Here is a 25,330-nt window from a genome sequence, read left to right as displayed (position 1 = left end):
AAACTCCCAAAATGCAGATGTTTGCACCTGTCTTCTTCAATTCTTCATGCAAAGATACTAAAGTTTAATGTTTTACATTGAGCAATATCGTTTTTTTTATTACTTTTGCAATAAATACACATACTTATGATACTTGTAGCCGATAGCGGAAGTACGAAGACGGATTGGGCATTATGCTCCAATACTGTTTCAAGAGAAAAATTCAAACCGGATGTTTTACGAATTCAGACGCAGGGGATTAATCCTTTTCATCAATCTCGTGATGTCATCATGGGGATTATTCGTGAGGAATTGCTGCTGAAATGTTTCGAGAAGTTTCAACTGAACCGGATATCAGAAACTATTTCAGAGGTTGCCTTTTATGGTGCCGGTTGTAACACAACCACAATTCCTTTGATGCGCTATTGTTTACAAGAGGTGTTTCCCCAAGCTGTTATCGAGGTTGCCGGAGATATGTTAGGTGCGGCTCGGGCACTCTACGGAAAGAGCGGCGGGGTGGCTTGCATTCTCGGAACGGGGTCGAACAGTTGTTTCTATGATGGTAGAAAAATAGTGCGCAACGTTCCTCCGCTTGGTTATATTTTGGGTGATGAAGGAAGTGGAGCGGCATTGGGAAAACTTTTTCTTAATGGTATTTTCAAAGGCGATATTTCCGGTAGAATACGTGATAAATATCTGGAGCAAGCCGGACTTACCTATACCGACGTGATAGAACGTGTCTATCGCAAACCATTGGCAAACAGGTTTCTTGCCAATACATCAAAATTTATACTTGAGAATATTCAGGAAGACGACTTGAAGCGTTTGGTGAAATTTAATTTCTATCAATTCTTTTCAAAAAACATTCGTCATTATGATGATTTGGGAAATAATAAAATTTCCGCCATAGGAAGTGTTTCTTATTATTTCAAGGATTTTTTTCAGGAAATAGCTGATGACTTTGGTTATGAAGTGGTAAAGATTGAACGCTCTCCGTTAATGGGTATGTTGAATTATCAATTACTTTCATTCTGATTTTTTTTGTAAAATAAAACGACTGTTTTTTAACATTTGCAAAATCGTGAAATAGCTCTGAAATTTTGAGTTCTCATCGGTTGAAACCCATTTTCTCGATGTTTTTTATACTGAAAACTGTTTTTAGTGTTGCAACAGCTTACCTTTTGCGAGCCAATAGATGAGCAATTACTCAACGATTGATAATCTTTTAGACTGTAATGGCTAAGCTTTTGTGGGCTTTTCTATACAGAATAAATATGGCTTTTTTATATGTTTCGTCAATATATTGAAATACAGCAAGTTATGAAAGCATTGAGATTGCGCTGTTTTCTCACCGTTTCACATTCCTTTCAGAAAACGTTTGTAATTTTATGTCGGTTGTAAATAAAATTCACATCGCAGACTTATATAAACAATAAATGGAGTAGAGGATGCGTTATCAAAATATGTTGAAAAAAAATAAGTCGATACTCATCATCATCTTGTCCCTGCTAATCAGTTTTTCTGCATTTGGACAATCGTTCACGCTTCAGGGCAAGGTGTCCGACAAGGATGGTAACCCGATAGAATTGGCTTCCATCATGGTGGTTTCTCAAGGCAAATTAGCCATGAGTAACTTGAAAGGTGAATTCAGTCTGACTTTGCGAAGTGAAGATTCTGTGAAGGTCAGATTTTCCATGATAGGCTATAAGACTAAAATAAGAACTTTGCATCGACCTCGGGGAAAGCAAACCCTGCTTGTGCAATTGGCCGATGATAACGAGTTGCAAGAAGTGGTGGTTGAGGGGAAAGCGCGCGTTCATGGAACAACGGAGAACCTTGATTTGGAAAAGAACAAGCAAGCTCCATCAGCGACAGGAAACGCGGTTGAGGAATTGGTACAAACACAGGCGGGTGTTTCCACACATTCGGAATTGTCATCTCAATATAACGTGCGAGGGGGGACTTTTGATGAAAATTCGGTATATATCAATAACGTCGAAGTGTATCGCCCATTCTTGGTGCGTAGCGGACAACAGGAAGGACTTTCTGTCATTAATCCCGATATGGTGGAAAGTGTTGGCTTTTCTACCGGTGGCTTTGAAGCTAAATATGGCGATAAGATGAGTTCGGCATTAGACATTCAATACAAACGTCCTAAAGAAACCGAAGCTGCCCTCTCGGCATCGTTGCTCGGCGCAAGTGGATATTTGGGATTAGCCACTAAAAAGCTGACATGGAGTAATGGCTTACGCTATAAAACTAATAAATATTTGTTGGGAACATTGGAAACAAAAGGTGAATATAAACCTTCCTTTCTTGATTATCAAACTTACTTGTCATGGTTGCCTAATCGGCGTTGGAGAATAGATTTCATTGGGAATATTTCCAACAACGAATACAATTTCCAACCCCAAGACCGAGAAACACGCTTTGGAACCATGGAAAACGTGAAATCGTTCAAGGTATATTTTGATGGTAAGGAAAAGGATGATTTCCGTACATTCTTTGGCACGCTCAGTGTTACCAATCATCTGTCCGCAAAAACTGAAATATCGCTCATTGCTTCCGCTTTCTCAACTAAAGAAAATCAAAGCTATGACATACAAGGACAATATTGGCTTACTCAAACTGAAACATCGGAAAATCTTGGGGTAGGTACGTATTCGCAACACTCTCGAGATTATTTGCGAGCAAATGTACAGAGCCTCAAGTTGATGTTGAAGCATAAGGCAGGGAAACATAATATTGAAGGTGCGTTTACTTATAAGATAGAAAGTATTAAAGAGAACTCATCAGAATACGAATATCGTGATTCCGCAGGGTATAACATACCGCATACGGGGAACGATCTGAATCTGATTTACTCACTCCGTGCGCGTAATAAACTTGACGCAAAAAGAATAGAAACATATTTGCAGGATACATGGCATTTCCAAACTCGCGATTCAATTCCCACGTTGTTCACGCTTAATTACGGAGTACGTTTCGCGCATTGGAATTACAATGGAGAAAGCATCTTCTCGCCACGTGCCTCTTTATCCGTCACACCCGGATGGAATCGCAATCTGTCGTTTCGTCTGGCTGGCGGATTATATTATCAAGCACCTTTCTACAAGGAGTTGCGCGATACAACTGTTGTTAATGGCATTACTTACGCATTGTTGAACAAGAAAATAAAGTCTCAACGTTCCATTCACATTCTTGCCGCAATGAATTACAACTTCCGAATGATGAACCGACCATTCAAATTCACGGCGGAACTATATTATAAAGTTCTTTCACGGCTCATCCCCTATTCTGTGGATAACGTGAAAGTTACCTATTATGGCGATAATCGCTCTTCCGGTCATGCAGCGGGCATTGATTTGAAGTTATTCGGAGAGTTTGTCCCCGATGCTGATTCATGGCTCACTTTTAGCATTATGAATACAAGAATGAAACTGAATGGCAGGAATATTCCATTACCTACAGATCAGAAGTTTTCCGTAAACTTGTATTTCACCGATTATTTCCCGGGAACCACACGCTGGCGGATGTCGCTAAAATTGGCTTATGCCGATGGACTTCCTTTCTCAGCACCTCATAGAGAGTTGGAGAGAAATTCTTTCCGAGCACCGGCATACCGGCGTGCCGATATAGGTATGAGCTATCGGTTGTTTGATAATCACGACCGTTCAAAACATTCGGTTTTTCGCAATATATGGCTTGGGGTAGATTGCCTGAACCTTTTGGGGATTAATAACGTAAATTCTTATTATTGGGTTACGGACATTGCCGGGCAACAGTATGCTGTTCCTAACTATCTTACCGGCAGGCAGATTAATGGAAAAATAACGGTGGAGTTCTAACCCCTCCTAACATACACAGAGCTATACAGGGAAAATCTTATGTCTTTTCATAAGTCGTCGGATCTTTTACACCTGCGGCAAGGAAAGCTTCATGACGCTCTATGCACGTGCCACATGTGCCACAATGTTGTTCCCCACCTTTATAGCAGCTCCAAGTCATAGAATAATCCACACCTAATTTTATTCCCTTGCGAACAATATCAGCTTTTGTCAGCAAAGTATAGGGTGCTTCAATCCGAATGTTGTTGAAAGTGCCGGCGGAACCGGCAGCTCTTATGGCAGCGATGAACTCCGGTCTGCAATCAGGATAAATCGTATGGTCGCCTCCGTGGTTGGCAATGTAGATGCGTCGCATTTTTCTACTTTCGGCAATACCTATGGCGATGGAAAGCATGATACCGTTACGAAAAGGGACAACAGTAGATTTCATGTTCTCCTCATCATAGTGCCCATTCGGAATCTTGTCCGCACCTTCCATCAAAGAACTTGTGAAGTACTGTTGCATGAAATTGAGGGGAATGACAATATGAGGAATTCCTAACTTTTCGCAATGATATTTTGCCAAAGGCAACTCTTTGCATGCGTGATTTTGCCCATAATCAAAAGAAATTCCAAGTGATATTTCTTCTTGCTTCTCATAAAGTAAAGTAACGGAGTCAAGTCCGCCACTAATAATGATAATAGAATCTTTCATTGAAGTGTATTTTCTGCAAAAATACAAAAAAGATTGTATTTGATTTCATAAATCAATTAAATATGCTTATTTTTGCGGTAAAGATGTATTCAATTCTAACTACAAAACATAATCAGATGAAAATTAATGATTTTAACTTCGCAGGACTGAAAGCTATCGTTCGCGTTGATTTTAATGTGCCATTGGATGAAAATGGCAACGTAACTGATGATACTCGAATCCGTGGAGCTTTGCCAACATTGAAGAAGGTGTTGGCTGATGGCGGTACCCTGATAATGATGAGTCACATGGGAAAACCGAAAGGTAAAGTAAAACCGGAGCTTTCATTGCGACAGATTGTAAAAAATGTGAGCAATGTCCTTGGGGTAGAAGTAAAATTCGCAAAGGATGCCGCGAATGCTGATGCAGAAGTAGCAGCCTTAAAAGCCGGAGAGGCATTGTTGTTGGAAAACTTGCGCTACCATGCAGAGGAAGAAGGCAAGCCCGTCGGTATAGAAAAAGGTACACCGGAATATGACAAAGCCGCAGCGGAAATGAAAGTCAGACAAGCTGATTTTGCGAAAAAACTGGCATCTTATGCGGATGTATATGTTAATGATGCTTTTGGAACCGCACACCGAAAACACGCCTCTACTGCTGTTATAGCCGACTCTTTTGACGCAAATCACAAAATGTTGGGCTTCTTGATGGAAAAGGAAGTTACGGCCATCAACAATGTTTTGAAAAATGCACAGCACCCATTTACCGCGATAATAGGAGGCTCCAAGGTTAGTTCCAAACTTGGTGTTATCAAAAACTTATTGGACAAAGTAGATAACCTTATTATTGGTGGCGGTATGGGCTACACTTTTATTAAGGCTCAAGGAGGAAAAATTGGGAACTCTCTTCATGAGGATGATTTAATGGGAGAAGCTCTGAATGTTATTGCCGCTGCCAAGGAAAAAGGCGTTAATCTTTCGCTGTCCGTAGCTACCTTGTGCGGAAAGGACTTTTCTAATGATACCGAGCGCAAGGTATTCCCAATAAACCAAATCCCGGACGAGTGGGAGGGAATGGACGCTTCGGAAGAAAGTTTGGCAATCTGGAAGAAAATCATCCTTGACTCAAAAACAATTCTTTGGAATGGTCCGGTAGGTGTGTTTGAGTTGGAGAATTTTGCTCACGGTACCGGTGAAATTGCAAAATATGTAGCTGAGGCTACAAAGAAAAACGGTGCATTCTCACTGATTGGTGGTGGCGACTCGGTTGCCGCGGTCAACAAGTTTGGACTGGCAGGGGAAGTTTCCTATGTTTCCACCGGTGGCGGTGCCATGCTTGAAGCTATTGAAGGCAAAGTGTTGCCGGGAGTGGCTGCCATAGAGAAATAACCTGTTATATATAATTAAAGAGGGCGTATCATAACTCGTCTTTATGATACACCCTCTTATAAATTATCACTCGTATAAATCCCTGTTTATGCAACCCTTTTGGTCAGAGGGCATCAGGTTCACCCATTTTGAAGATAAGAAAGGAACATCCCTCGGTGGAAGCCATGTTGCAGCCTTTGAGTTTACAATAGCCGAGTATCTGTTCCGAAGGTCATTGGAGTTGTCACATATAGCGGGTGATGTGGTTCTTTATTTCTTCTGTAAAGCGCGGTTCTTGCGAAGACGCTCTTATGGACACTTGCAAGCATCTGCGCATGAGAGTAACTATACGTTTCATGTTTATTGCGATTGCGCTTAAATTCCCGACTTACGACAGATTTGTTTAGAGTACTATTGTTTTGTTTGTGAAATAATGCGACAAAAATTTGCACGTTTAGAAATTATATAGTATCTTTGCACCGCATTTATAAAATGCTTGGCTTCTCGGTTCTAACTTATTTCCGGAAGGATGGGTGAGTGGCTGAAACCAGCAGTTTGCTAAACTGCCGTGCGCGTTAGCGTACCGGGGGTTCGAATCCCCCTCCTTCCGCTTTTATTGGTCGGTTCATCTAACGGTTAGGATACAAGATTCTCAATCTTGGCATACGAGTTCGATTCTCGTACCGACTACTTGAGGTGTGATTAAAGTATTTGATTATAGGTAATAGCGGGTCAGTCGTAAAACCCAGTTGCATCCCCCTCCCTCTCATGCACATAATTTTATAAGCCTGTAAAGGAAGAAAGGAATATCCGTTACTCCCCTGAACTGTGCCCTGAAGGCTTTGACTTTTGCGTTGAAGGATTCAGCATTGGCATTTGTGACTCTATTGACAAAGAAATTGAGTATGGTATCATAATGGTTCTTAAAGGTGTCAATCACCGTATAGAAGTTGTCCACCCCCAACTTCTCTACCTCGTTAAACCACTTAGCCAGTTTCAGCCTTGCCGCGTCCTTGATGCTTTCGGCATTATAAATATCGGTAAGTTCCATGGCCAGGTCATAGGCTTTTTTGAGTTCTGGGTAGTTTTCAAAGATTATTTCCACCCTTAGCCTTTGCGATTCCGTCCACTTGGACTTGTGTTTAGTCAGTATAAACTTCGCTCTGGCAAGCAGTTGCTTGCGTGTGTCACCGTTGCTGTATCTGAATGGTTTGTAGGTTTCATTCTTGGCTTTGGCTTCCTTCATCTCCTCATTTTCTCTGTCCCTTGCCATCCACCGGTAGGCTATGCGCATGTCGTCCAAAGCGTCATAGTAAAGTTTCTGCACATGAAACCTGTCACTGGTGATGAGTGCCTTGGGGAACACCGTGCGCGCAATGATCATCATAGAGGAAGACAAGTCGAGCGTTATCTCCTTGACAGTCTTTCTTTTGGAAAGGTCAATCTTTTCCAGAACACGGATCACATCTTCGGCTTTTGTTCCCCTGACCACAGCTACCAGCGTACCCCTGCCACCTTTGCCGGCCTTGTTGGTCAGAAACGTATAGACCTCACCGCTGCTCAGACAAGTCTCATCGATACTCAGGCTCTCTCCCAGGTTCTCATCAAACAGCAGCCAGTCTCCCGCATGCGACAACTGCTCCCACTGGCGATAATCACTGAAATGCTCCTTGTATTGTGTGGAAAGCTGCTTACCGTCTACGCCATAATGAGAGCCGATACCTGTAATGCTCTCCGCAGTAGACTCAATTCTATTCTTTTAAAAAAGAAACGAACTCAGGGGATAGTTTGCTGCCCTCAGCCGTCAAGTCATCGTAAGAATAACTGAATATCTCACCCGTGGAACTGTCATGCCATTTTCGACGGCGGACATGAAGGTAAACGGGCTTGCCACGAAGGGGAAAGTCATGGACAACCCGTTCGGCGGTAAAGCCGTAACAGCTTACTTTGCCGGCCTTGCGGTCTGCCTCTTCCATAAAGTTACGCTCATCCAACCAGAAGTCTATCCGGGAAATGCTCTCTTGGATATCTATCACATCAAAATAATCTGCAAGTATCTCTGGAAAGATACAACGCAACAATTGCTCGGTCTTCATGATGCAAAGATAACAAATACTTATGAAATTATGTGCATGAGAGGGAGGGGATGCAACTGGGTTTTACGACTGACCCAAAACAACCGCTTTAGTAACTATAATTTGGCGTTAGGGAAATAAACGATACCTTATGTTATATGTTCTTCATGTTGTTAATGATGTGAAAGCTTTTGCTTTAAAATGTATGAAATAGTCTTACTTTAGGTTGTATCTCGTGATTTTTCTCTATCTTTGCAATCTATAAAATAATTTTAAAAGTTTATATAGTATGAAAGCATTTGTTTTTCCAGGTCAAGGTGCTCAATTTGTTGGTATGGGTAAAGAACTCTATGACTCTTCTCCATTGGCAAAGAAACTTTTTGATGAAGCTGACAAAATACTCGGCTTTAAAATTACAGATATTATGTTTGCAGGAACCGATGAACAGTTGAAAGAAACTAAAGTTACTCAACCGGCAGTATTCCTCCATAGTGTCGTTTCAGTTCTTTGCCTGGGAGAGAAGTTTAAGCCGGATATGACAGCTGGTCATTCTCTTGGCGAGTTTTCTGCCCTTGTAGCTTCCGGAGCTTTAAGTTTTGAAGATGGTTTAAAGTTGGTTTCGGCTCGTGCGAATGCGATGCAGAAAGCATGTGAAAAGAATCCCGGCACAATGGCTGCGATTATTGGGTTGTCTGATGAAAAAGTAGTAGAAATTTGCAAGCAGGTCAGTGATAACGGAAGCCTTTGTGTAGCTGCAAATTATAACTGTCCGGGTCAGTTGGTGATTTCTGGTATAAAAGAGGGTATAGAAAGTGCTTGTGATAAGTTGAAAGCTGCAGGTGCGAAACGCGCTTTGCCTTTGAAGGTAGGTGGTGCTTTCCATTCTCCCTTGATGCAACCTGCAAAAGATGAACTACAGGAAGCTATAGAGACAACACATTTTATGATACCAAAATGTCCTGTTTATCAGAATGTGGACGCGAAAGCGCATACTGATGCTGCTGAAATTAAAGCCAATCTTATCGCACAACTAACATCAAGTGTTCGCTGGACTGAAAGTATTCTAAATATGATAGCATCAGGTGCTGATGAGTTTATTGAGTGTGGACCCGGGAAAGCTTTGCAAGGTATGATAGGGCGTATCAACAGGGAAGTTGTTGCTCATGGTTTGGTGTAGATCGTATATCTTTTTCGTTTGAAGGAAACGATAAAGGCGTATAAAGTGTTATTCAAATGTTTCCTCTAAACGATAATATCCTAATAATTCTAAGAGGAAGATTTAAATAACACTTTTGTCCCCTTTTTGCCACTTTGGATAATTATAATATGAAGCAAGAGAAACTAATAATTTATCAGGTTCTGACCCGAACATTCGGTAATAAAAATCAAACCCGGAAAAAAAATGGAAGTCTGCACGACAATGGGGTGGGGAAGATGAATGATTTCAGTTATAAGGTTCTACGGCAAATTGCAAATCTTGGTGCAAATAGTATTTGGTTTACCGGCATATTACGTCATGCAACCACAACCAATTATGCGTCTTATGGTATCCCACTTCAAACACCAATCATTGTCAAGGGAAAGGCTGGCTCGCCCTATGCTATAACTGATTACTACGACATCGATCCAGACATATCTGTGAATGTTCCTCGCAGAATGCAAGAGTTTGAGGCTTTAATTCATAGATGCCATCATATAGGTTTGAAGATAATAATAGATTTTGTCCCTAATCATGTCGCTCGTGAATACAAAAGTATTGCGAAACCGGATGAGGTGAAGGATTTGGGCGAATCCGATGATAAAAGTAAACATTTTGATGCTCAAAATAACTTCTATTATTGTCCGAATGAGCACTTAGACTTGTCTGCTGTTACCAATGATTGTGATTTTTTGTGCACGCCTTATGAAGAATATCCGGCCAAGTGTACCGGCAATGATAAATTTGATGCGTATCCACAACGGAATGATTGGTATGAAACAGTTAAGCTTAATTATGGTGTGGATTATTGTGATTTAGGAGGGAGGAGTTCCCACTTCTCTCCCATACCATCTACTTGGCTAAAGATGACAGATGTCTTGCTTTTTTGGGCTGGAAAAGGAATTAATGGTTTTCGATGTGATATGGCAGAGATGGTACCAAAAGAGTTTTGGTCCTATACCATCAAAAGAGTAAAAGAGCGTTATCCCGACATTCTATTTATAGGCGAAGTGTATAATCCTTCCTTGTATCGAAGTTATCTACATACCGGCTTTGACTTTCTTTATGATAAAGTGGGTATGTATGATTGTCTTCGTGAAGTAATCTGTAACAGACTTCCTGCATCATCTATAACTCAAGTATGGCAGAACACGGATGATATTCGGGATCACATGCTTTACTTTCTTGAAAATCATGATGAACAGCGTGTCGCATCCAACTTTTTTAGTGGGAATGCTCTAAAAGGTATCCCTGGCATGATAGTTTCGGCTTTGTTGCGTACTAATCCATTCATGATATATGCTGGACAGGAATTTGGCGAGCGAGGCATGGATGAAGAGGGCTTCTCCGGATTAGACGGTCGCTCCACGATATTCGATTATTGGTGTGTTGATGGTGTATATAATGGCTATTTTTCACGTAAAAACCTTACCCCCCGGCAGCTTTATCTGGAAACTATGTACAAAAAAATATTGAATATCTGTAATGTTGAGAAAGCTGTTCGCGAGGGTAAGACCTTTGATTTGATGTATGCGAATTTGGATAATCATAATTTTAATGATAAAAAACTCTTTGCGTTTCTTCGGAAATCCGTTGACGAAACCTTATTTGTTTTGGCGAATTTTGACAATGAAGCACACCAATCTGACATAATCATCCCTACTCACGCTTTTGACTATCTTGAACTGAAAGAAGGAAATGTAAACATGACAGATCTTTTATCAGGAGAAAAGCTCAAAGTTAGACTTTCTAAAGATGGCTTTTGCAAGATTCAGGTTGATGCATTGTCAGGAAGAATTTATAAATTTTAAGAATATGTTTTTAAGCGATTATCAATTTAATTCTCATTGCAAAGAGGATTTTCCACCTGCACATACATGCGAACATCTTCTCAATCAGCTGATGATAAGAATGTTTGGTACTACGAGAAGCCACAATTCTCACATTGAACGCAAGAAAAGTATGATGTCTTTCGTGCTTGAAACGAAACCCGGACGAAAGGAAGAGAAAGTAATTGAACAAGAGATGAATAGGCTCATAGATTTGGACATGCCCGTAATTTGCGAAATGGTGAATACATCTTCAATGGCAGAAAAGTTTCCTATTGAAAATAACTCTTTAAATGCTTCTGAGAAGATACGTGTAGTGAAAATTGGCGACTATGATGTGTGTCCTTGCATTGGCAAGCATGTACGTTCGACTCGACAGATAGGACGGTTTGAATTGTTAGGTACAAATTGGGACGAATATTCAAAGACGTACAAGTTACGTTTTAAAGTCATACCATCATGAACTTCAATCAAAACAATGACGATACACGTAAGGCGGAGTTGATTAGAATGATTGAGCACTCGGTGGAAAATTTAACCATTGATGAACTCGAAGCTCTTTATTATGACCTTGTAGCGAAAGATTACATTAGATATTGAAAAGAGCGCGGTTACAGCCTCTCGCCGTCCCCACGCCTTAAAGTTAAACTTAAACCACAAAGAGTCATTCCGAACAATCTCCTTACCAGACTAATACTTCTTTCGTTCTTAATTTACTTTACCAAACTATTTAAACACTATTATGATTGAATGACATTGCAAAGATAATAAAAAAAGCACTACTATTAATATAATAAATACGCCTTTTATTGCATATTCTACGGAAATGTTATATTATGACGTGTAAAATAAATAATTATATATAAATTATGCATTATGCCTATTGAATTATAAGTATGACTCTGAAGGTGAAAGAAATATTGAATTTGGCATTGCCATCTATTGTCAGTAATATAACAGTTCCATTATTAGGTCTTGTCGATTTATATATTGTTGGACATATTGGTAATGAAACTTATATCAGTGCCATTGCCGTGGGATCTATGATTTTTAATATTATCTATTGGGTTCTTGGCTTTTTGAGAATGGGTACAAGTGGGATGACTTCTCAGGCGTATGGAAAGAAGTCGTGGGATGATACATTGCGAGTACTTTTACGTGCATTGACAATAGGTTTTTGCATGGGTGTCTTGTTTATTCTATTCCAAAGGTTCATAGAATGGAGTATGGTACTTCTTATGGGCACACCGATTAGTTCTGTTTCATTAGTGAGTATTTATTTTCGTATTACAATATGGGGGGCACCTGCAATGTTGGGGTTGTATGGTCTTACCGGATGGTTTATAGGAATGCAGAACACAAAAGTCCCAATGATAATAGCCATTGTCCAAAATATTACGAACATTCTTGCATCTTTGTTTTTCGTCTTTGTGTTGGATTGGCAGATAAAAGGTGTTGCAGCTGGTACAATGATTGCCCAGTGGACAGGTTTCTTAATGGGGCTTTATATATTGCGTAAGAGTTTGTACCGAAAAAGTATTTTTAATTCCAAACGGAACGAATATTTCTCATTACGTTTTATACGCTCTACTTTGTCTTATTGTGGCGCATGGAAACATTTCTTTACTGTAAACAGAGATATCTTTTTGCGAACCCTTTGCCTTGTAGCTGTTAATATGTTCTTTACGAGTGCTGGAGGTAGGCAAGGAGCAATGATACTTGCTGTGAATACTCTGTTAATGACTCTTTTCACTTTATTTTCCTATGTGATGGATGGGTTTGCTTATGCAGGCGAGGCTTTAAGTGGTAAATATTATGGCGCGAAAGATAAAGAAGGATTTTCAAACATGTTACGACAGTTGTTTTGTTTCGGAATGGGTATGGTTGTTTTCTTTACTGCCGTGTATGTTTTAGGAGGTTTACGATTTCTTCGTTTTCTAACCGATGATGCGGCTGTAATCATTGCATCAAAGCCCTATTTGCCATGGGCATGTCTGATTCCCATTGCCGGTGTTTCCGCCTTTATATATGATGGAATTTTCATTGGAATGACGGAAACGAAAGGTATGTTAATCTCCTCTTTAGTTGCGATGTTGTGTTTCTTTGGATTTTACTTTCTTACAACATCTCTCATGGGCAATCATGCACTATGGATAGCTTTCTTGATATTTCTCTCATTTAGAGGCATCCTTCAGTATTTTTGGGCTGATTTGTATCTATTTAAACGGTTCGAAACCGATAAATGATTTAACCAATCCACATCTTTCACGGTAAGCATCCAATATTGGATGCTTACGATACACCGGAAATTAATTTTCGAATTAGTAAAGAAAACGCCATCCACGAACTTCGAGGATGGCGAATATATTGATTTCAATCAATAGTTATTTTTTCATTCCTTTATATGCCTTGTTTAAGCCTTTAACAACATCGTTTGTGATATTGTATGTCTTATCTGCATAAAGGATATTGTCTCCACTTTTGGCAAGAATCATAGAATACTTCTTGTCTTTGTTATACTCCACGAGGAAGTGGTGAACACTATCTGAGAGTGCCTTGTTGTATTTAGCAACCTCATTTTGGTATTCGCTCCCCAATCGCTGTTGCAAAACGTCGGCATCCTGAGCTTGTTTTTGAATACTCGCCTGAATTTGTTCAGCCTGTGCCTGAGTATATTTGTTTGAGCGAATATCTTGTTGGAAGTTCGCAGCTGCTTTCTGGATGGACTGCTGCTTATTGGCGAGTGTTTTCTGAATATTAGCCTCCTTGGCTTTCATTATTTTGGTTACTTCTTTCCAATACGTATATTGACTCATGATGGAATCAATTTCCACATAAGCAACTTTTTGTTCATTTTGAATGGAAGCAGCGGATTCTGTCTTTGTAGATGCTTTTGTGTCATTCGATTGTGGCTTATTATTACATGACATTATTCCAAATGTCGTTACTGCAATTGCCATGGCACTTAAAAATTTCTTCATAGGTGTATATCTTTTTTTTTGTTATTATTTTCTTTTCTCATAAAAAAATATTAGTAATGTCAGCATGCACGATTGAGTGCTCTTGCCTCTTTGTCTTGGTCTAACACGCAGTGAATACCTTGATTTCTTAAGGCTTTGTTATCGTGAATATGCTGGGATTTGAATTGCCCTCCTTTTTTAAAAAGGATTCTTATGCTCAACAATACTATCGCAATTGCAATTATTAACATACTCAATAATAATGTCTCAACCATTTTATATATCTTTGCAATAAATATTTTCGGCAAAGGTAACATAAATCGCGAAGATATCAAAACAAAAACCTATTAAAAATGACAAACAAAGAATTAAAACCTGCTCAAGTTTTCGAGCAATTCGCAAAGATTAACGCAATTCCCCGTCCCTCAAAGCATGAGGAAAGAATGATTGAATATTTGGTGGAATTCGGTAAAAGTCGCAACCTTGAAACAAAGGTAGATAAAACCGGCAATGTGCTTATCTGCAAACCGGCAACCAAGGGAATGGAAAATGTTCCCACCGTAATCCTTCAGAGCCACATGGATATGGTCTGCGATAAGTTGGTAGATGTCGATTTCGATTTTTACAATGACCCGATTAAAACTAAAGTTGAAGGCGAATGGCTAACAGCCGAAGGGACAACACTTGGTGCTGACGATGGAATTGGTTGTGCTTACGAATTGGCTATCTTGGATTCAGATGACATTGAACATGGTCCCATCGAATGTCTTTTCACCGTGGATGAAGAAACAGGGCTTACGGGAGCTTTCGGACTTGAAGCAGGATTTTTGTCGGGCAAGTATCTTATCAATCTTGACTCAGAAGACGAAGGTCAGCTTTTTGTCAGCTGTGCCGGAGGCATTACCACGGCAGCTACATTCTCCTTCGAGAGAGAGGACGCGCCAATGGACTATTTCTTCATGGAAGCAAGCCTGAAGGGTCTTATCGGCGGACATTCCGGAGATGATATCAACAAGCAACGCGCCAATGCCATTAAGATTTTGTCGCGTTTCCTCTATATGGAGCAAGAGAAAATGGACTTGCGATTGGCTCAATGGAACTCAGGAAAGATGCACAATGCCATTCCTCGTGACGGAAAAGTTATTTTCGCGGTTCCAACCAACAAGAAAGAAGAGGTAAAGGCTGATTGGAACATCTTCACAAACGATGTTCAAGACGAATATCACGTGTCTGATCCCAACATGGTTTGGAATATGGAAAGTGCTGACACCCAAAAAGTAATGGAAAAGAAAGTAAGTCGAAATCTCATCTCCGCCATTCAAGCGATGATAAATGGTCCTATTGCCAATTGTCAGGACGAGATTATTTCCTATCTCGTTGAAACCTCAAGCAATATTGCCAGCGTTCAGAGTGAAGACAACAAAGTAGAAGTGGTAGCCTCGCAGCGATCAAGCGTAATGAGCAACCTAAAGAACATTGCTAACAGCATAAAGGCATGCTTTGAACTTGCCGGTGCTAAGGTTGAACAAGGTGACGGATATCCGGCATGGAAAATGAACCCTGACTCAAGGCTTGTAGAGGTTGCAGTCGAAGAATACAAAAAGCTTTTTGGCAAAGAACCGAAAGTACTCGGCATACACGCAGGATTGGAATGTGGTCTTTTCTCTGAAAAATATCCGGATTTAGACATGGTTAGCTTCGGTCCGACACTGCGCTTCGTTCACACTCCGGAAGAACGCTTACATATACCATCGGCTCAGATGGTGTGGGATCATTTGCTTGCAGTATTGAAAAACATCAAGTAACCCATTAGCTGAATAAGATTTAGACATCGCTCGCTTCATGCAAAAAACTTGAAGCGAGCGTTTTTCAATAGTGCCATAAATAAATTCAGGCGTAATGGACATTTGGTAGGCTGAAAAGCTCCAAATGTCCATTATTTATTACCCTTGTACCATTTGAAAGCCTATGAATAAAAACACGTGTCTTCTGTAGCAGTTCAAATGCTAAAACGTATCATATAATAAGATTCAGTTGCTCATATGGGACATATTCTTATCAGCTTATCCGAATTGGCATTTATCTATGTCCACCAAATGTGGAGCGATTGTTATTACCACCTACTGAACGTGTACCACCTCCAAAACTCCTATTTTGTGTTCCAAAAGAACGATTTCCTCTTGAAGGCGAAAATGAGCGACTTGGTGCCTGTCTGAAATTACCGTTTCCAACACTTCGACTGCCACCGAATCTTCCACTTTCGGGTGAATTGAATCCGAAATTTCCCGTTCCTTGGTTCACAGTCGTGCGTGTGGAACTTCTTCTCGGTGCGTTTATATTGCCAAAGTTGCGACTTCCTCCAAAGTTCCTATTTTGTTGATTGCCAAACGAACGTCTTCTGTTGTCTTGTGGATTTTGCGATAGTGTGTTGAAACCATCTCGATAATCTCCTCTTTGAAATCTATCTCGCATACCAAATGAGTTGCCATTACCTCTCGAACCATAAAGATTACGTCCGTTATACCAACTACGTCCGCCATTCATTCTCCAGCTGTGTCCGCCACGATAGACGGCGTAAAATCTCGGCATGCCGAAATAAAAATAGTTGCGCTGGGGATAGCGTGCGTAAATTCCGAAGTGCCAGTATCCGGCATCCCACCACAGCGGTCTGTAAAAATAGGCAGCACTGGTATAAGTTCGGAATTGCCAATCCAATAAGATATAACTTAAATCCAAATTGCGTTGAGCCCAATATGCTCCAAAAAGATCGTCTGCCGAGGTGATACTCATCAGATAATCTAAATTAATTTCGTATGCGGCTTCATATTGCTCTTCCGTAAGATTGAGTTCGTATGCCATCTTATCAGTCAAGAATAATGCTTGATTGCGTGCCTGCTCATAGCTCATTGCATCTGCTGAGACAGATATTGTGAATACTGCGACGAGTGTAAATAAAAACTTCTTCATAGTGATGTTTCCTTTCTTGTTTAATCAATTTTGTGCATAAAGCACTATGATGTTACAATGCAAAAGAACAAATAAAAGATGGGCAATTAAAGGGATTTTCCCTAAATGGGAAAGGAAATTCCCTAAATTCGCGAATTGATTATCCAAACTGAATATAATACATCTTATATTGATTTATATCCCTTGTCTCAATTTTATTGTCATCATCATTTTTTTCTAATAAATCACTTGACAAAGTGCTACAAATATTAATTCATCTGATGGGTATCAATAGTGTACTAAATATTTTTCGACAACTCACGAAGCATCGCATAAATCATAAGACTTGACGTGTTTTCTCTCTCATCATACATGGCGTATATCTCCAATTCACATTCAGGTGGTGTATGGCAGACGCTTGACAGCGAACATTCTACCTGTCCGACATCATGAAATTATATTACAAAAACCATATTGGGAACACACTTTGTAATCTGTTGATAATCAGGATGATATTAATTGCGATTTAAAAGCTTGGCTTTTGTATTCCAATTCATGACCTTTTGCAGTGCAAAAGGTAAGTTTTTGGAAAGTGAAAGCTAAGCTTTGGGTGGATGAATGAAGAATATTTAGGACATTATTGGACCGGTATCTGTTTTGTCAAGTGATTTGCGAGAGTGCTAAAATGGATAGTTGACTGAAAAGAATGGGGTTTCTATCATAAGTTGCACTCAAGTTCTCAGCAAATATGGTGTTATTTCGCTATGCGCTTGTCTTTTTCCTCCCAAGCCATAAATCCTCCCAATAAGTTGGTTGTTTTATATCCTTCTTTATTAAGTATGGAGCATGCTTTGGCTGATCGTTTTCCGGAACGACAATACACTGCTACCATATGCTTTTTGTTAAGCTGTTTTTTACTTATGGTTTCAAATGTTGAATTTAATACATCTATGTTAATAGCACCCGGAATATGCCCTTCTGTGTATTCTTCAGGTGTTCTCACATCCACCAATTGCACTTTTTTCTTGGCAATGATCGCCTCAAACTCGTTTACGTTTACATTTTCGGTCTTTACTTGCATGGATGAGCCACAAGATGAGAGTCCGATTAAGGCAAGTAATGCCGTCAGGACTTTTCCCATGATAAAATTTTGTTTCAACATGATAAAATTTTTGTTTCAAATGATTTATTTGTTCATTAGATGTTTTATTGCTTTCACCGGATGATAGAAGAACATTCTTGGACCTGCCCATCTCATGATTTTTCTTATTTCTTCACGTTTTTCTTTAGCATAACAATGTGATGAGCAATTCTTGCAAGCAGGTTTCTTTTCTCCCCAACGGCAATGTTCCAATCGTTTATCACAATAATCAGCCAACTCTTTCAGTTCTCCGGTCAGTTCTTTACAGCCTTTTTTATGTGTTGCGTAAAGTTTTATTATCTCACGCACGGTCTGTTTCTGTCTTTCTATTTTTGTCATCTGCTACCTTTTCCTACGTTGTTCGGAAATTATACATTTCTCACTCTGTAATGGCAGTATCCTTCTCATTGTTTTCAACATTTTCTTTTGCCATCATTCTGCCAAATAAGAACGCTATCGCGAATGATTTCCAAGTATGGATGCAGAGGATAATAACGCTTGTGACGAAAGTTGTTAGATATAGCAAGATGGTAAAAAAGGTTGTTTGCGAATTTTCATCTCCTTGAATTATTGAGTTTTGATTGGCTATATAGCAATACAACAATATGAACAGGGGTGTGGCAATAATCATATAGATTGTTAGCGATATGGTGCTCGCCAATAGAGAAAAAGAAAGGTATCCGGGAAAACTTCTTGAGATTAACGATAGTCTTTCTTTAAGCATCGGGACATTCTTTATAAATCTCAAGGATTTATAATTGAAAGCGCTAAAAAGAAATACTGTCAGGAGCAATGCCGGTTGCCAAAAATACCATACGCTCTCAAGCAGTAGGATGATGGTTATAGACATTGCAAGAGCGGTTGTGAGTAAATGCCATATAGTGTATCTGCACAAACTCATGAAATTTTTATTCCATAGATTATGTCCGGCTGATATACAACTCGAAATACTTCTGTTTTTTACTAAATTTTCAATTACCATCGTATTTTTATCTCCTTCTAAATTCAGCGCAAGTGATCGCCGTTGCAATTGCCACATTAAGCGATTCCGCTTTGCATTCCTGTTTTGAGAAATTTGGAATGAGTAATTTCTTGTTTATTTTGTTTCTTATCTCTTTTGAAATTCCTTTCCCCTCATTCCCCATAATAATAATCCCATTTGGTGTAAGCTCCTCATTGTAAATGTCATTTCCATCAAGTACCGTTCCGTAGATGGGGTAATGGGGTGGGAGAGAGTCTATAAATTCATTCAAGTCAAGGTAATGAACTTCAACTCTCGCAATACTCCCCATCGTGGCTTGAATCACTTTCGGATTCCAGCAGTCCACTGTTCCTAATGAACAAAATATGTGTTTAATTCCGAACCAGTCAGCAATCCTAATGATGGTTCCAAAATTTCCCGGGTCTTGGACGTCATCTATACCTATTGCCAATTCTTTTTCGGGGGAGAAACTGCGAATGTTTCCAGACTTTAGTTTGAAGATTCCCATCTTATTTTGCGGATGTTGCAAAAAAGATATTTTTTTTATATCCTCAAATTCATCAAAGATCTCTACGGCTTCAAATCCGGAAGCCAATAAGTCATTGACGACTTTCGGACCTTCCGCCACAAATAGTTGCGCTTTTTCTCTTCCTTTCTTATATTCTAATGATCGGATAAGTTTTATTTTATTATTGGAAATCATATGGCAAATTTACAAAAAACTCTTTATCCAAGCTACATATACCTTAACTTTTTAGTATATTTGCGCAAAAATAAGAAAATAGAGATGCATCGTTCAAAACCATTGACTTTTTTCATTCCGATTTTATTTATCGCTTTATTTTTGTTGAATTCCTGTTCAGCTGATAAGTTTGTTGGTGAAGGAGACTATTTGTTGGACAAAGTGGAGATAAAATCCAATAAAAAGAATTTTGATGCTTTACAGTTTGAACAGTATGTCAGACAGAAAGCTAATTCAAGATGGTTCTCGCTCTTTAAAATACCTTTGGGAATTTATGCCTTATCCGGGCAAGATACTACAAAGTGGATTAATAAAACTCTGCGAAAAATGGGAGAGGAACCCGTAGTGTATGATACCTTAGAGACTCGATTGTCGGCGGAAGATTTAAAAACCGCGTTGAATAACATGGGATATATGAAGGCAAAGGTGGAATTGCAGACCAAAGTGAAAGGGAAAAAGTTGACAGCTATTTACATTCTGCATCCCGGCAATCCTTATATGATTAATAGCTTTGTTTATGATATTCAAGATTCTATAGTGGAAAAGGTACTAAATCCGCACTTAAACACAAAATTGAGTAATCGGACGCCACGTCAGTTCACAGTTTCCGCTTTGGATAATGAAAGGAAAAGATTGACCAAAATATTGAATGATTCTGGATATTATCGTTTTAATAAGGATTTTATCTATTATACTGCCGATTCCGTGCAAGGTTCTAAATTTGTTGATATCACCTTACATCTGACAAAATATAAAGCAAGTAGTACAGAAGAATTATCGCTGCACCCCAGATATCGTATCGGTAAAGTGAACATACTCCCGGGCGATTCCACCGGATTACAACTTAGGAATAGTATCATCACGGATAACAATCTTATCGAGACCGGTAAATTTTATTCTGCAAGCGATTTGCAAAAGACGTATAATAATTTTGCACGTTTGAGTGCCATAAGATATACGAATATAGAGTTTAGAGAGCACCAGGATATTGAGAAAATCATCTTAGGTAGGACTTTAGGAGGTAAGCCTTCTCACATTCATTATTTAGATGCCAATATTCACCTATCGAACAACAAGCCACACTCAATATCTTTTCGTCCTGAAGGTACCAATACAGCTGGAAACTTTGGAGCTGCCGCTACGCTAACTTATCAGAATAGAAACCTATTTAAAGGTAGCGAACTTTTTAGTTTGGAATTACGAACGGCATTCGAAGCTATTTCAGGATTAGAAGGATACGATAATCATAATTACGAAGAATACAGCGTGTTGTCTCGTCTGAAATTTCCACGTTTTCTCTCACCTTTTTCAACAAGAGAGTTTCGACGAAGAAGCAATGCCACATCCGAAGTATCGATTAGTTGGGACTTACAAAACAGACCAGAATTTCACAGACGTGTATTCTCGGCTTCATGGAAGTATCATTGGGCAGAACCAACGAAGTTCTTGAATTTTGAATTTGATGTCCTTGATTTAAGCCATGTCTATATGCCTTGGATTAGTGCGACCTTTAAGAAAGATTACTTGGATGATGTAAATAACAGAAATGCTATATTACGCTATAACTATGAAGATTTATTTATCATGAAGATGGGTTTTTCTGTTGTTTATAATAATAACAATAATGCCATTCGAATGCAAATCGAATCAGCGGGAAACGTTCTAAACGGAGCTTCAAGTTTATTTCATCTCAAGGAAGATTCACAAGGACAATATAAACTATTTAATACCGCATACGCTCAATACGCAAAGTTTGATATTGATTATACTAAACTTCTTCTTTTTGATCCTAAAAATTCTCTTATTCTTCATGGTAGCATAGGTATCGCATGGCCTTATGGCAATAGCAAAGTGCTACCTTTTGAAAAACGTTATATCGCGGGAGGTCCAAACTCTGTGCGAGGATGGAGTGTTCGCGAACTTGGACCTGGAAGGTTTAGGAGAACGGACGGAAGAATCGACTTTATAAATCAAACGGGAGACCTTAAACTCGACTTGAACATGGAATACCGTACGCACCTGCTTTGGAAATTTGAGGGGGCTGCATTTATAGATGCCGGAAATATTTGGACGTTAAGAAATTATACGGAGCAACCGGGTGGGCAGTTTAAGTTAAGCAAATTCTATAAACAAATCGCCATGTCGTACGGCTTGGGAGTGCGTTTGAATTTCGATTATTTTATTCTTCGCTTCGATGCGGGCATGAAAGCCATTAATCCGGCTTATGAAACCACGAAAGAACATTATCCGATAATTCATCCAAACTTTGCACGCGATTTTACTCTTCATTTTGCGGTGGGATTGCCATTCTAACGTTTTGTTTCCAATTCGTATTCAGACGGTGGTAAACAGATTCTTGATACCGGACATGCGACCTGATTATCACTGTGAAATTACATGACAAAAACAGCATCAAAAGTACTCAAGAAAAAAAATACGGTTGTCTTAATGCCGAAAAATGTATCTTTATTCTGACTTTTGTAAAAGGCAGAATGTCGAAAACGTTAGGAAAAAACATTTCCGGCACCAAGCCTTTTTACGATAAAGTTAGATTAGGATTTTTGCCCTATTGGGATTTTGTAGTCGGAAACCAGCTTCGTGTGTTATTGGCAATCCTTACTAACATCAACATCACCGGAACTTCGACCAGCACGCCCACCACCGTAGCCACTGCAGCCCCGGATTGTAAACCAAAAAGAGAAATAGCCACAGCAACCGCCAATTCAAAGAAATTACTTGCCCCAATCATTCCGGCAGGTGCGGCAACATCATGGGGTAATTTCCACCATTTCGCCCAACCGTAAGCAACGAAGAATATCAGAACTGTTTGCAACACAAGCGGAACTGCAATCAATAAGATATGCAGAGGATTGTTCAGTATCGTTTCTCCTTGAAATGAAAACAGGATAATAAGCGTTAATAACAACCCGCCTACCGTATAATTATCAAATTTCTTAATAAATACGTTATTGAAATACTCCACACCTTTGCGGCGGATAACCATTATTCGGGTAATGATCCCGGCAGCAAGTGGTATCACAACAAACAGCCCTACGGATAACAACAGAGTGTCCCACGGGATTGATACGCCGCCAACTCCCAGCAAGAAAGCAACGATAGGGGCAAACGCTACCAATATGATTAAATCGTTCACAGCCACTTGTACCAGTGTATAAGCGGCATCCCCTTTAGTAAGGTAACTCCACACGAACACCATAGCTGTACAAGGTGCAGCCCCCAATAGTACCGCCCCAGCTAAATATTCTTCGGCTAATCCGGCAGGTATAAAGGCTTTGAAAACTACATAGAAGAACAAATAGGCTATTCCGAACATGGTAAATGGCTTTATCAGCCAATTTGTAACGCAAGTGACTATTATTCCTTTCGGACGCTTGCCGACATTCTTAACACTTTGAAAATCCACTTTTAGCATCATCGGATAAATCATTAACCAAATCAGGATTGCCACAGGTATAGACACGTTGGCATATTCAAATTTGCTTAATGTTTGCGGAACTGCTGGAAGCCATTGTCCCACGGCAATTCCAATAATGATGCACAAGGCAACCCAGATAGTCAGGTATTTTTCAAAAAATCCAATTCCTTGTTTCTTTTCCATAATAACAAATATTTAGCTTAATTGTGGTTTTAATTCGTCCAGGTAGAAATCATAGAAACGGGCTTTTATTTCATCCCGTACCCGATGAAATTCACTGTTTATAAACTCTGGCGTTCCGATTGCTTCCGAGGGGTCGTCAAATCCTATATGCAGTCTCTTCCCGACTTTACCAGTAAACACTGGGCAGCTTTCATTTGCCCCACCGCAGACCGTAATCACATAATCCCATTCCTGCCCTATATATAGGTTTACACTTTTAGGGATATTATGGGCTAAATCTATACCTATTTCTTCCATAACCTTTACCGCCATCGGATTAACCTTTTCAGCAGGTTTTGTTCCTGCTGAGAAGACATCCAGTTTATTGTCAAATGATTGTAGAAAGCCATGTGCCATTTGGCTGCGGCAGCTATTCCCTGTGCAAAGAATTAAAATCTTCATGTTTTTAGTTATTTTTCCAAGCTATTAGGGCAGCATTTCCCTTTGACAATTCTTCTACTTTCTTAATCCAAACCAATTCATTTTGCGCCTTTGCTCGCAAGAAAGAATTTTCAGTGTCAGTTAATGACAAGCAAGCATTCACGATCCACCATTTATTATTAATCCTGGCACGTTGTAAATCCATTTGCAAACGTTCGGCTTCAAATACGGGTGTTGCTTCGGGTAGGGTCACAATAACGACTTCTGTTTCCTGCGGGCTTCTCAAACGCGGTAACAGCTTTCTTACGGAAGCGGGAGTGTCGCCATGTGTACATTGAACTTCTTTATGGTAACTTTCCGTTGCATCCAGCAACAACAAAGTGTGTCCAGTAGGTGCGGTGTCAATTACTACGACTTCATTTTCTGCCTTATCGACAATTTCAGCAAAAGCCCTAAATACTGCAATTTCCTGCGTACACGGTGAACGTAAATCTTCCTCTATATATTCCATATCATCGGCTGTCATTGTTTCCGCTGCCTTGCTGCGAACCTCGTTTTTATAGGCTTCCAACACTTCCGCTTCGTCAATACGGCTTACCGTAATGCCAGCCTGAACAGCAAGGTTATAATTCAGATGGTTTGCGGGGTCAGTGGTGGTAAGATGTACCTTTGCACCAAGTTTTGTTAATTTCAGGGCTATTTCAGTGGCTAAAGTGGTTTTTCCCACGCCGCCTTTTCCCATAGTAAAAACAACCCTTTTTCCTGATTGATAGAGGTCGTTTACCAGTTCATCCATCCCTATGGCATCGGTAATCCGCTGATAGCTCGCATCATTTGTTAAATTATCACTGTAAAGCATCCGGCAGATATTCGCAATATTAGATAAATTGTATGACCGTAAAGGGACATAATAAGACGGATATTCCAGCAACTCCGCAGGAATCTGTTTCAGGGCATTTTACGACTGACCCCTTATAGACCCAATTTTAACTATCTGAAATTATAAAAATATCAGGAGGGATACCCATCCTGATATTTTACTATACAATAAGAGGTGCCTAGCAGAATCGAACTGCTCTACACGGTTTTGCAGACCGTTACCTAACCGACCGGCCCAGGCACCATGATATTCCATCTGAAATGCGGATGCAAATTTAGCAATAATATTTCATACTGCCAAATTTTCATTAAAGAAAAATCAAAAGTTTCAATAATTTTAGGTCTTACAAGTATTCAAGGAGTGGATTCCAACTTTTAATGAACCAAAGGGATTATCCAATACCATTTGTTGGTTGTAAATCGAGTTCTTGAGGGGTGGCTTGATCGTAAAAATTCGATCCGACCAGTACCGCGAAATTATATTACAAAAACTACGCCCGAAGCACGTCTCATAACTTGTTGAAAATCAGTATGATATTAATTATTTTGTAAAAGCTTATCTTTTGCACTCCAATTCCTTACCTTTTGCATTGTAAAAGGTAAGCTTTTGAAACGTGAAAGGTAAGCTTTGGATAGATGAATGAAGAATAATCTGTCTTTTCCTGAATTCAC

General features: G+C 39.6%; 20 protein-coding genes, 3 tRNA genes and 1 pseudogene. 12 read left to right on the top strand and 12 right to left on the bottom strand.

Going from position 1 to position 25,330, the window contains the following annotated elements:
• Nucleotides 1–126 precede the first annotated feature (126 nt).
• Nucleotides 127–1,014, top strand: coding sequence for an ATPase (locus ETF27_RS00865; RefSeq protein ID WP_130828673.1), 888 nt, complete (start codon nt 127–129; stop codon nt 1,012–1,014).
• Between the two features lie 428 nt (nt 1,015–1,442).
• On the top strand, nt 1,443–3,827 hold the full coding sequence (locus tag ETF27_RS00860; RefSeq protein WP_130828674.1) for a TonB-dependent receptor: 2,385 nt from the start codon (nt 1,443–1,445) through the stop codon (nt 3,825–3,827).
• Between the two features lie 37 nt (nt 3,828–3,864).
• On the opposite strand, the gene queC is transcribed toward ETF27_RS00860, so the two are convergent.
• Nucleotides 3,865–4,521: a 7-cyano-7-deazaguanine synthase QueC gene (gene queC, locus ETF27_RS00855; protein WP_130828675.1), complete on the bottom strand. Its 657-nt coding sequence runs from the start codon at nt 4,519–4,521 to the stop codon at nt 3,865–3,867.
• Nucleotides 4,522–4,637: 116 nt separating this feature from the next.
• Here queC and ETF27_RS00850 point away from each other — a divergent pair, with 116 nt between their 5' ends.
• The 3 genes from ETF27_RS00850 to ETF27_RS00840 all read left to right on the top strand — a co-directional run bounded on the left by ETF27_RS00850 (nt 4,638) and on the right by ETF27_RS00840 (nt 6,557).
• A complete protein-coding gene (locus tag ETF27_RS00850; protein ID WP_147785320.1) occupies nt 4,638–5,888 on the top strand; it encodes a phosphoglycerate kinase in 1,251 nt (416 codons plus the stop codon).
• A 502-nt stretch (nt 5,889–6,390) separates the two neighbouring features.
• Nucleotides 6,391–6,477 (top strand) — tRNA-Ser (locus ETF27_RS00845).
• Nucleotides 6,478–6,485: 8 nt separating this feature from the next.
• Nucleotides 6,486–6,557: transfer RNA gene (locus ETF27_RS00840), tRNA-Glu, on the top strand.
• 76 nt (nt 6,558–6,633) lie between these two features.
• Here ETF27_RS00840 and ETF27_RS00835 read toward each other — a convergent pair.
• Together ETF27_RS00835 and ETF27_RS00825 are read right to left on the bottom strand one after the other, a co-directional pair.
• A complete protein-coding gene (locus tag ETF27_RS00835; RefSeq protein ID WP_439650603.1) occupies nt 6,634–7,617 on the bottom strand; it encodes an ISAon1 family transposase in 984 nt (327 codons plus the stop codon).
• A gap of 1 nt (nt 7,618) precedes the next feature.
• On the bottom strand, nt 7,619–7,963 hold the full coding sequence (locus ETF27_RS00825; RefSeq protein WP_130828679.1) for an ISAon1 family transposase N-terminal region protein: 345 nt from the start codon (nt 7,961–7,963) through the stop codon (nt 7,619–7,621).
• A 268-nt stretch (nt 7,964–8,231) separates the two neighbouring features.
• On the opposite strand from ETF27_RS00825, the gene fabD reads away from it, so the two are divergent.
• The 5 genes from fabD to ETF27_RS00805 all read left to right on the top strand — a co-directional run bounded on the left by fabD (nt 8,232) and on the right by ETF27_RS00805 (nt 13,215).
• Nucleotides 8,232–9,119, top strand: coding sequence for an ACP S-malonyltransferase (gene fabD / locus ETF27_RS00820; protein WP_130828680.1), 888 nt, complete (start codon nt 8,232–8,234; stop codon nt 9,117–9,119).
• Nucleotides 9,120–9,268: 149 nt separating this feature from the next.
• Nucleotides 9,269–10,951, top strand: coding sequence for an alpha-amylase family protein (locus tag ETF27_RS00815; protein WP_130828681.1), 1,683 nt, complete (start codon nt 9,269–9,271; stop codon nt 10,949–10,951).
• Nucleotides 10,952–11,042: 91 nt separating this feature from the next.
• Complete coding sequence (locus ETF27_RS00810; protein WP_240048094.1) at nt 11,043–11,432, top strand: alanyl-tRNA editing protein; 390 nt, start codon at nt 11,043–11,045, stop codon at nt 11,430–11,432.
• Nucleotides 11,429–11,569: a hypothetical protein gene (locus tag ETF27_RS11295; RefSeq protein WP_165444184.1), complete on the top strand. Its 141-nt coding sequence runs from the start codon at nt 11,429–11,431 to the stop codon at nt 11,567–11,569. The genes ETF27_RS00810 and ETF27_RS11295 overlap by 4 nt, the downstream gene beginning before the upstream one ends.
• A gap of 296 nt (nt 11,570–11,865) precedes the next feature.
• Nucleotides 11,866–13,215 carry an MATE family efflux transporter gene (locus ETF27_RS00805; RefSeq protein ID WP_130828683.1) on the top strand — a complete coding sequence of 450 codons (1,350 nt, stop codon included), beginning with the start codon at nt 11,866–11,868 and terminating at the stop codon, nt 13,213–13,215.
• A 138-nt stretch (nt 13,216–13,353) separates the two neighbouring features.
• Here the strand turns inward: ETF27_RS00805 and ETF27_RS00800 are convergent, their stop codons facing one another.
• A complete protein-coding gene (locus tag ETF27_RS00800) occupies nt 13,354–13,950 on the bottom strand; it encodes an OmpH family outer membrane protein (protein WP_130828684.1) in 597 nt (198 codons plus the stop codon).
• A gap of 332 nt (nt 13,951–14,282) precedes the next feature.
• Between ETF27_RS00800 and ETF27_RS00790 the strand changes: the two genes are divergently transcribed.
• The gene (locus ETF27_RS00790) at nt 14,283–15,734 is read left to right on the top strand and encodes an aminoacyl-histidine dipeptidase (protein WP_130828686.1); all 1,452 of its coding nucleotides are present in this window, start codon (nt 14,283–14,285) and stop codon (nt 15,732–15,734) included.
• Between the two features lie 274 nt (nt 15,735–16,008).
• On the opposite strand, the gene ETF27_RS00785 is transcribed toward ETF27_RS00790, so the two are convergent.
• The 4 genes from ETF27_RS00785 to ETF27_RS00770 form a co-directional block, all read right to left on the bottom strand.
• Complete coding sequence (locus tag ETF27_RS00785) at nt 16,009–16,896, bottom strand: hypothetical protein (protein ID WP_130828687.1); 888 nt, start codon at nt 16,894–16,896, stop codon at nt 16,009–16,011.
• 733 nt (nt 16,897–17,629) lie between these two features.
• Entirely contained in the window at nt 17,630–18,037 is a 408-nt protein-coding gene (locus ETF27_RS00780) for a rhodanese-like domain-containing protein (RefSeq protein WP_240048092.1), read from the bottom strand.
• A 24-nt stretch (nt 18,038–18,061) separates the two neighbouring features.
• Nucleotides 18,062–18,355 carry a nitrous oxide-stimulated promoter family protein gene (locus tag ETF27_RS00775; RefSeq protein ID WP_130828688.1) on the bottom strand — a complete coding sequence of 98 codons (294 nt, stop codon included), beginning with the start codon at nt 18,353–18,355 and terminating at the stop codon, nt 18,062–18,064.
• Nucleotides 18,356–19,005: 650 nt separating this feature from the next.
• Nucleotides 19,006–19,701, bottom strand: coding sequence for an RNA methyltransferase (locus ETF27_RS00770; RefSeq protein ID WP_130828689.1), 696 nt, complete (start codon nt 19,699–19,701; stop codon nt 19,006–19,008).
• Nucleotides 19,702–19,785: 84 nt separating this feature from the next.
• On the opposite strand from ETF27_RS00770, the gene tamL reads away from it, so the two are divergent.
• The gene (tamL, locus tag ETF27_RS00765; protein WP_130829719.1) at nt 19,786–22,053 is read left to right on the top strand and encodes a translocation and assembly module lipoprotein TamL; all 2,268 of its coding nucleotides are present in this window, start codon (nt 19,786–19,788) and stop codon (nt 22,051–22,053) included.
• Between the two features lie 253 nt (nt 22,054–22,306).
• On the opposite strand, the gene arsB is transcribed toward tamL, so the two are convergent.
• The 4 genes and pseudogenes from arsB to ETF27_RS00745 all read right to left on the bottom strand — a co-directional run bounded on the left by arsB (nt 22,307) and on the right by ETF27_RS00745 (nt 24,902).
• A complete protein-coding gene (gene arsB, locus ETF27_RS00760; RefSeq protein WP_130828690.1) occupies nt 22,307–23,359 on the bottom strand; it encodes an ACR3 family arsenite efflux transporter in 1,053 nt (350 codons plus the stop codon).
• 12 nt (nt 23,360–23,371) lie between these two features.
• On the bottom strand, nt 23,372–23,800 hold the full coding sequence (locus ETF27_RS00755) for an arsenate reductase ArsC (RefSeq protein ID WP_130828691.1): 429 nt from the start codon (nt 23,798–23,800) through the stop codon (nt 23,372–23,374).
• Between the two features lie 4 nt (nt 23,801–23,804).
• Nucleotides 23,805–24,734: pseudogene (locus ETF27_RS00750) on the bottom strand (ArsA-related P-loop ATPase); the annotation flags it as partial.
• 97 nt (nt 24,735–24,831) lie between these two features.
• Nucleotides 24,832–24,902 (bottom strand) — tRNA-Cys (locus ETF27_RS00745).
• Nucleotides 24,903–25,330: the final 428 nt, after the last annotated feature.

The organism is Prevotella brunnea (assembly GCF_008016795.1).
GTDB lineage: Bacteria > Bacteroidota > Bacteroidia > Bacteroidales > Bacteroidaceae > Prevotella > Prevotella brunnea.
This window is presented reverse-complemented; position numbering and strand designations above follow the sequence as displayed.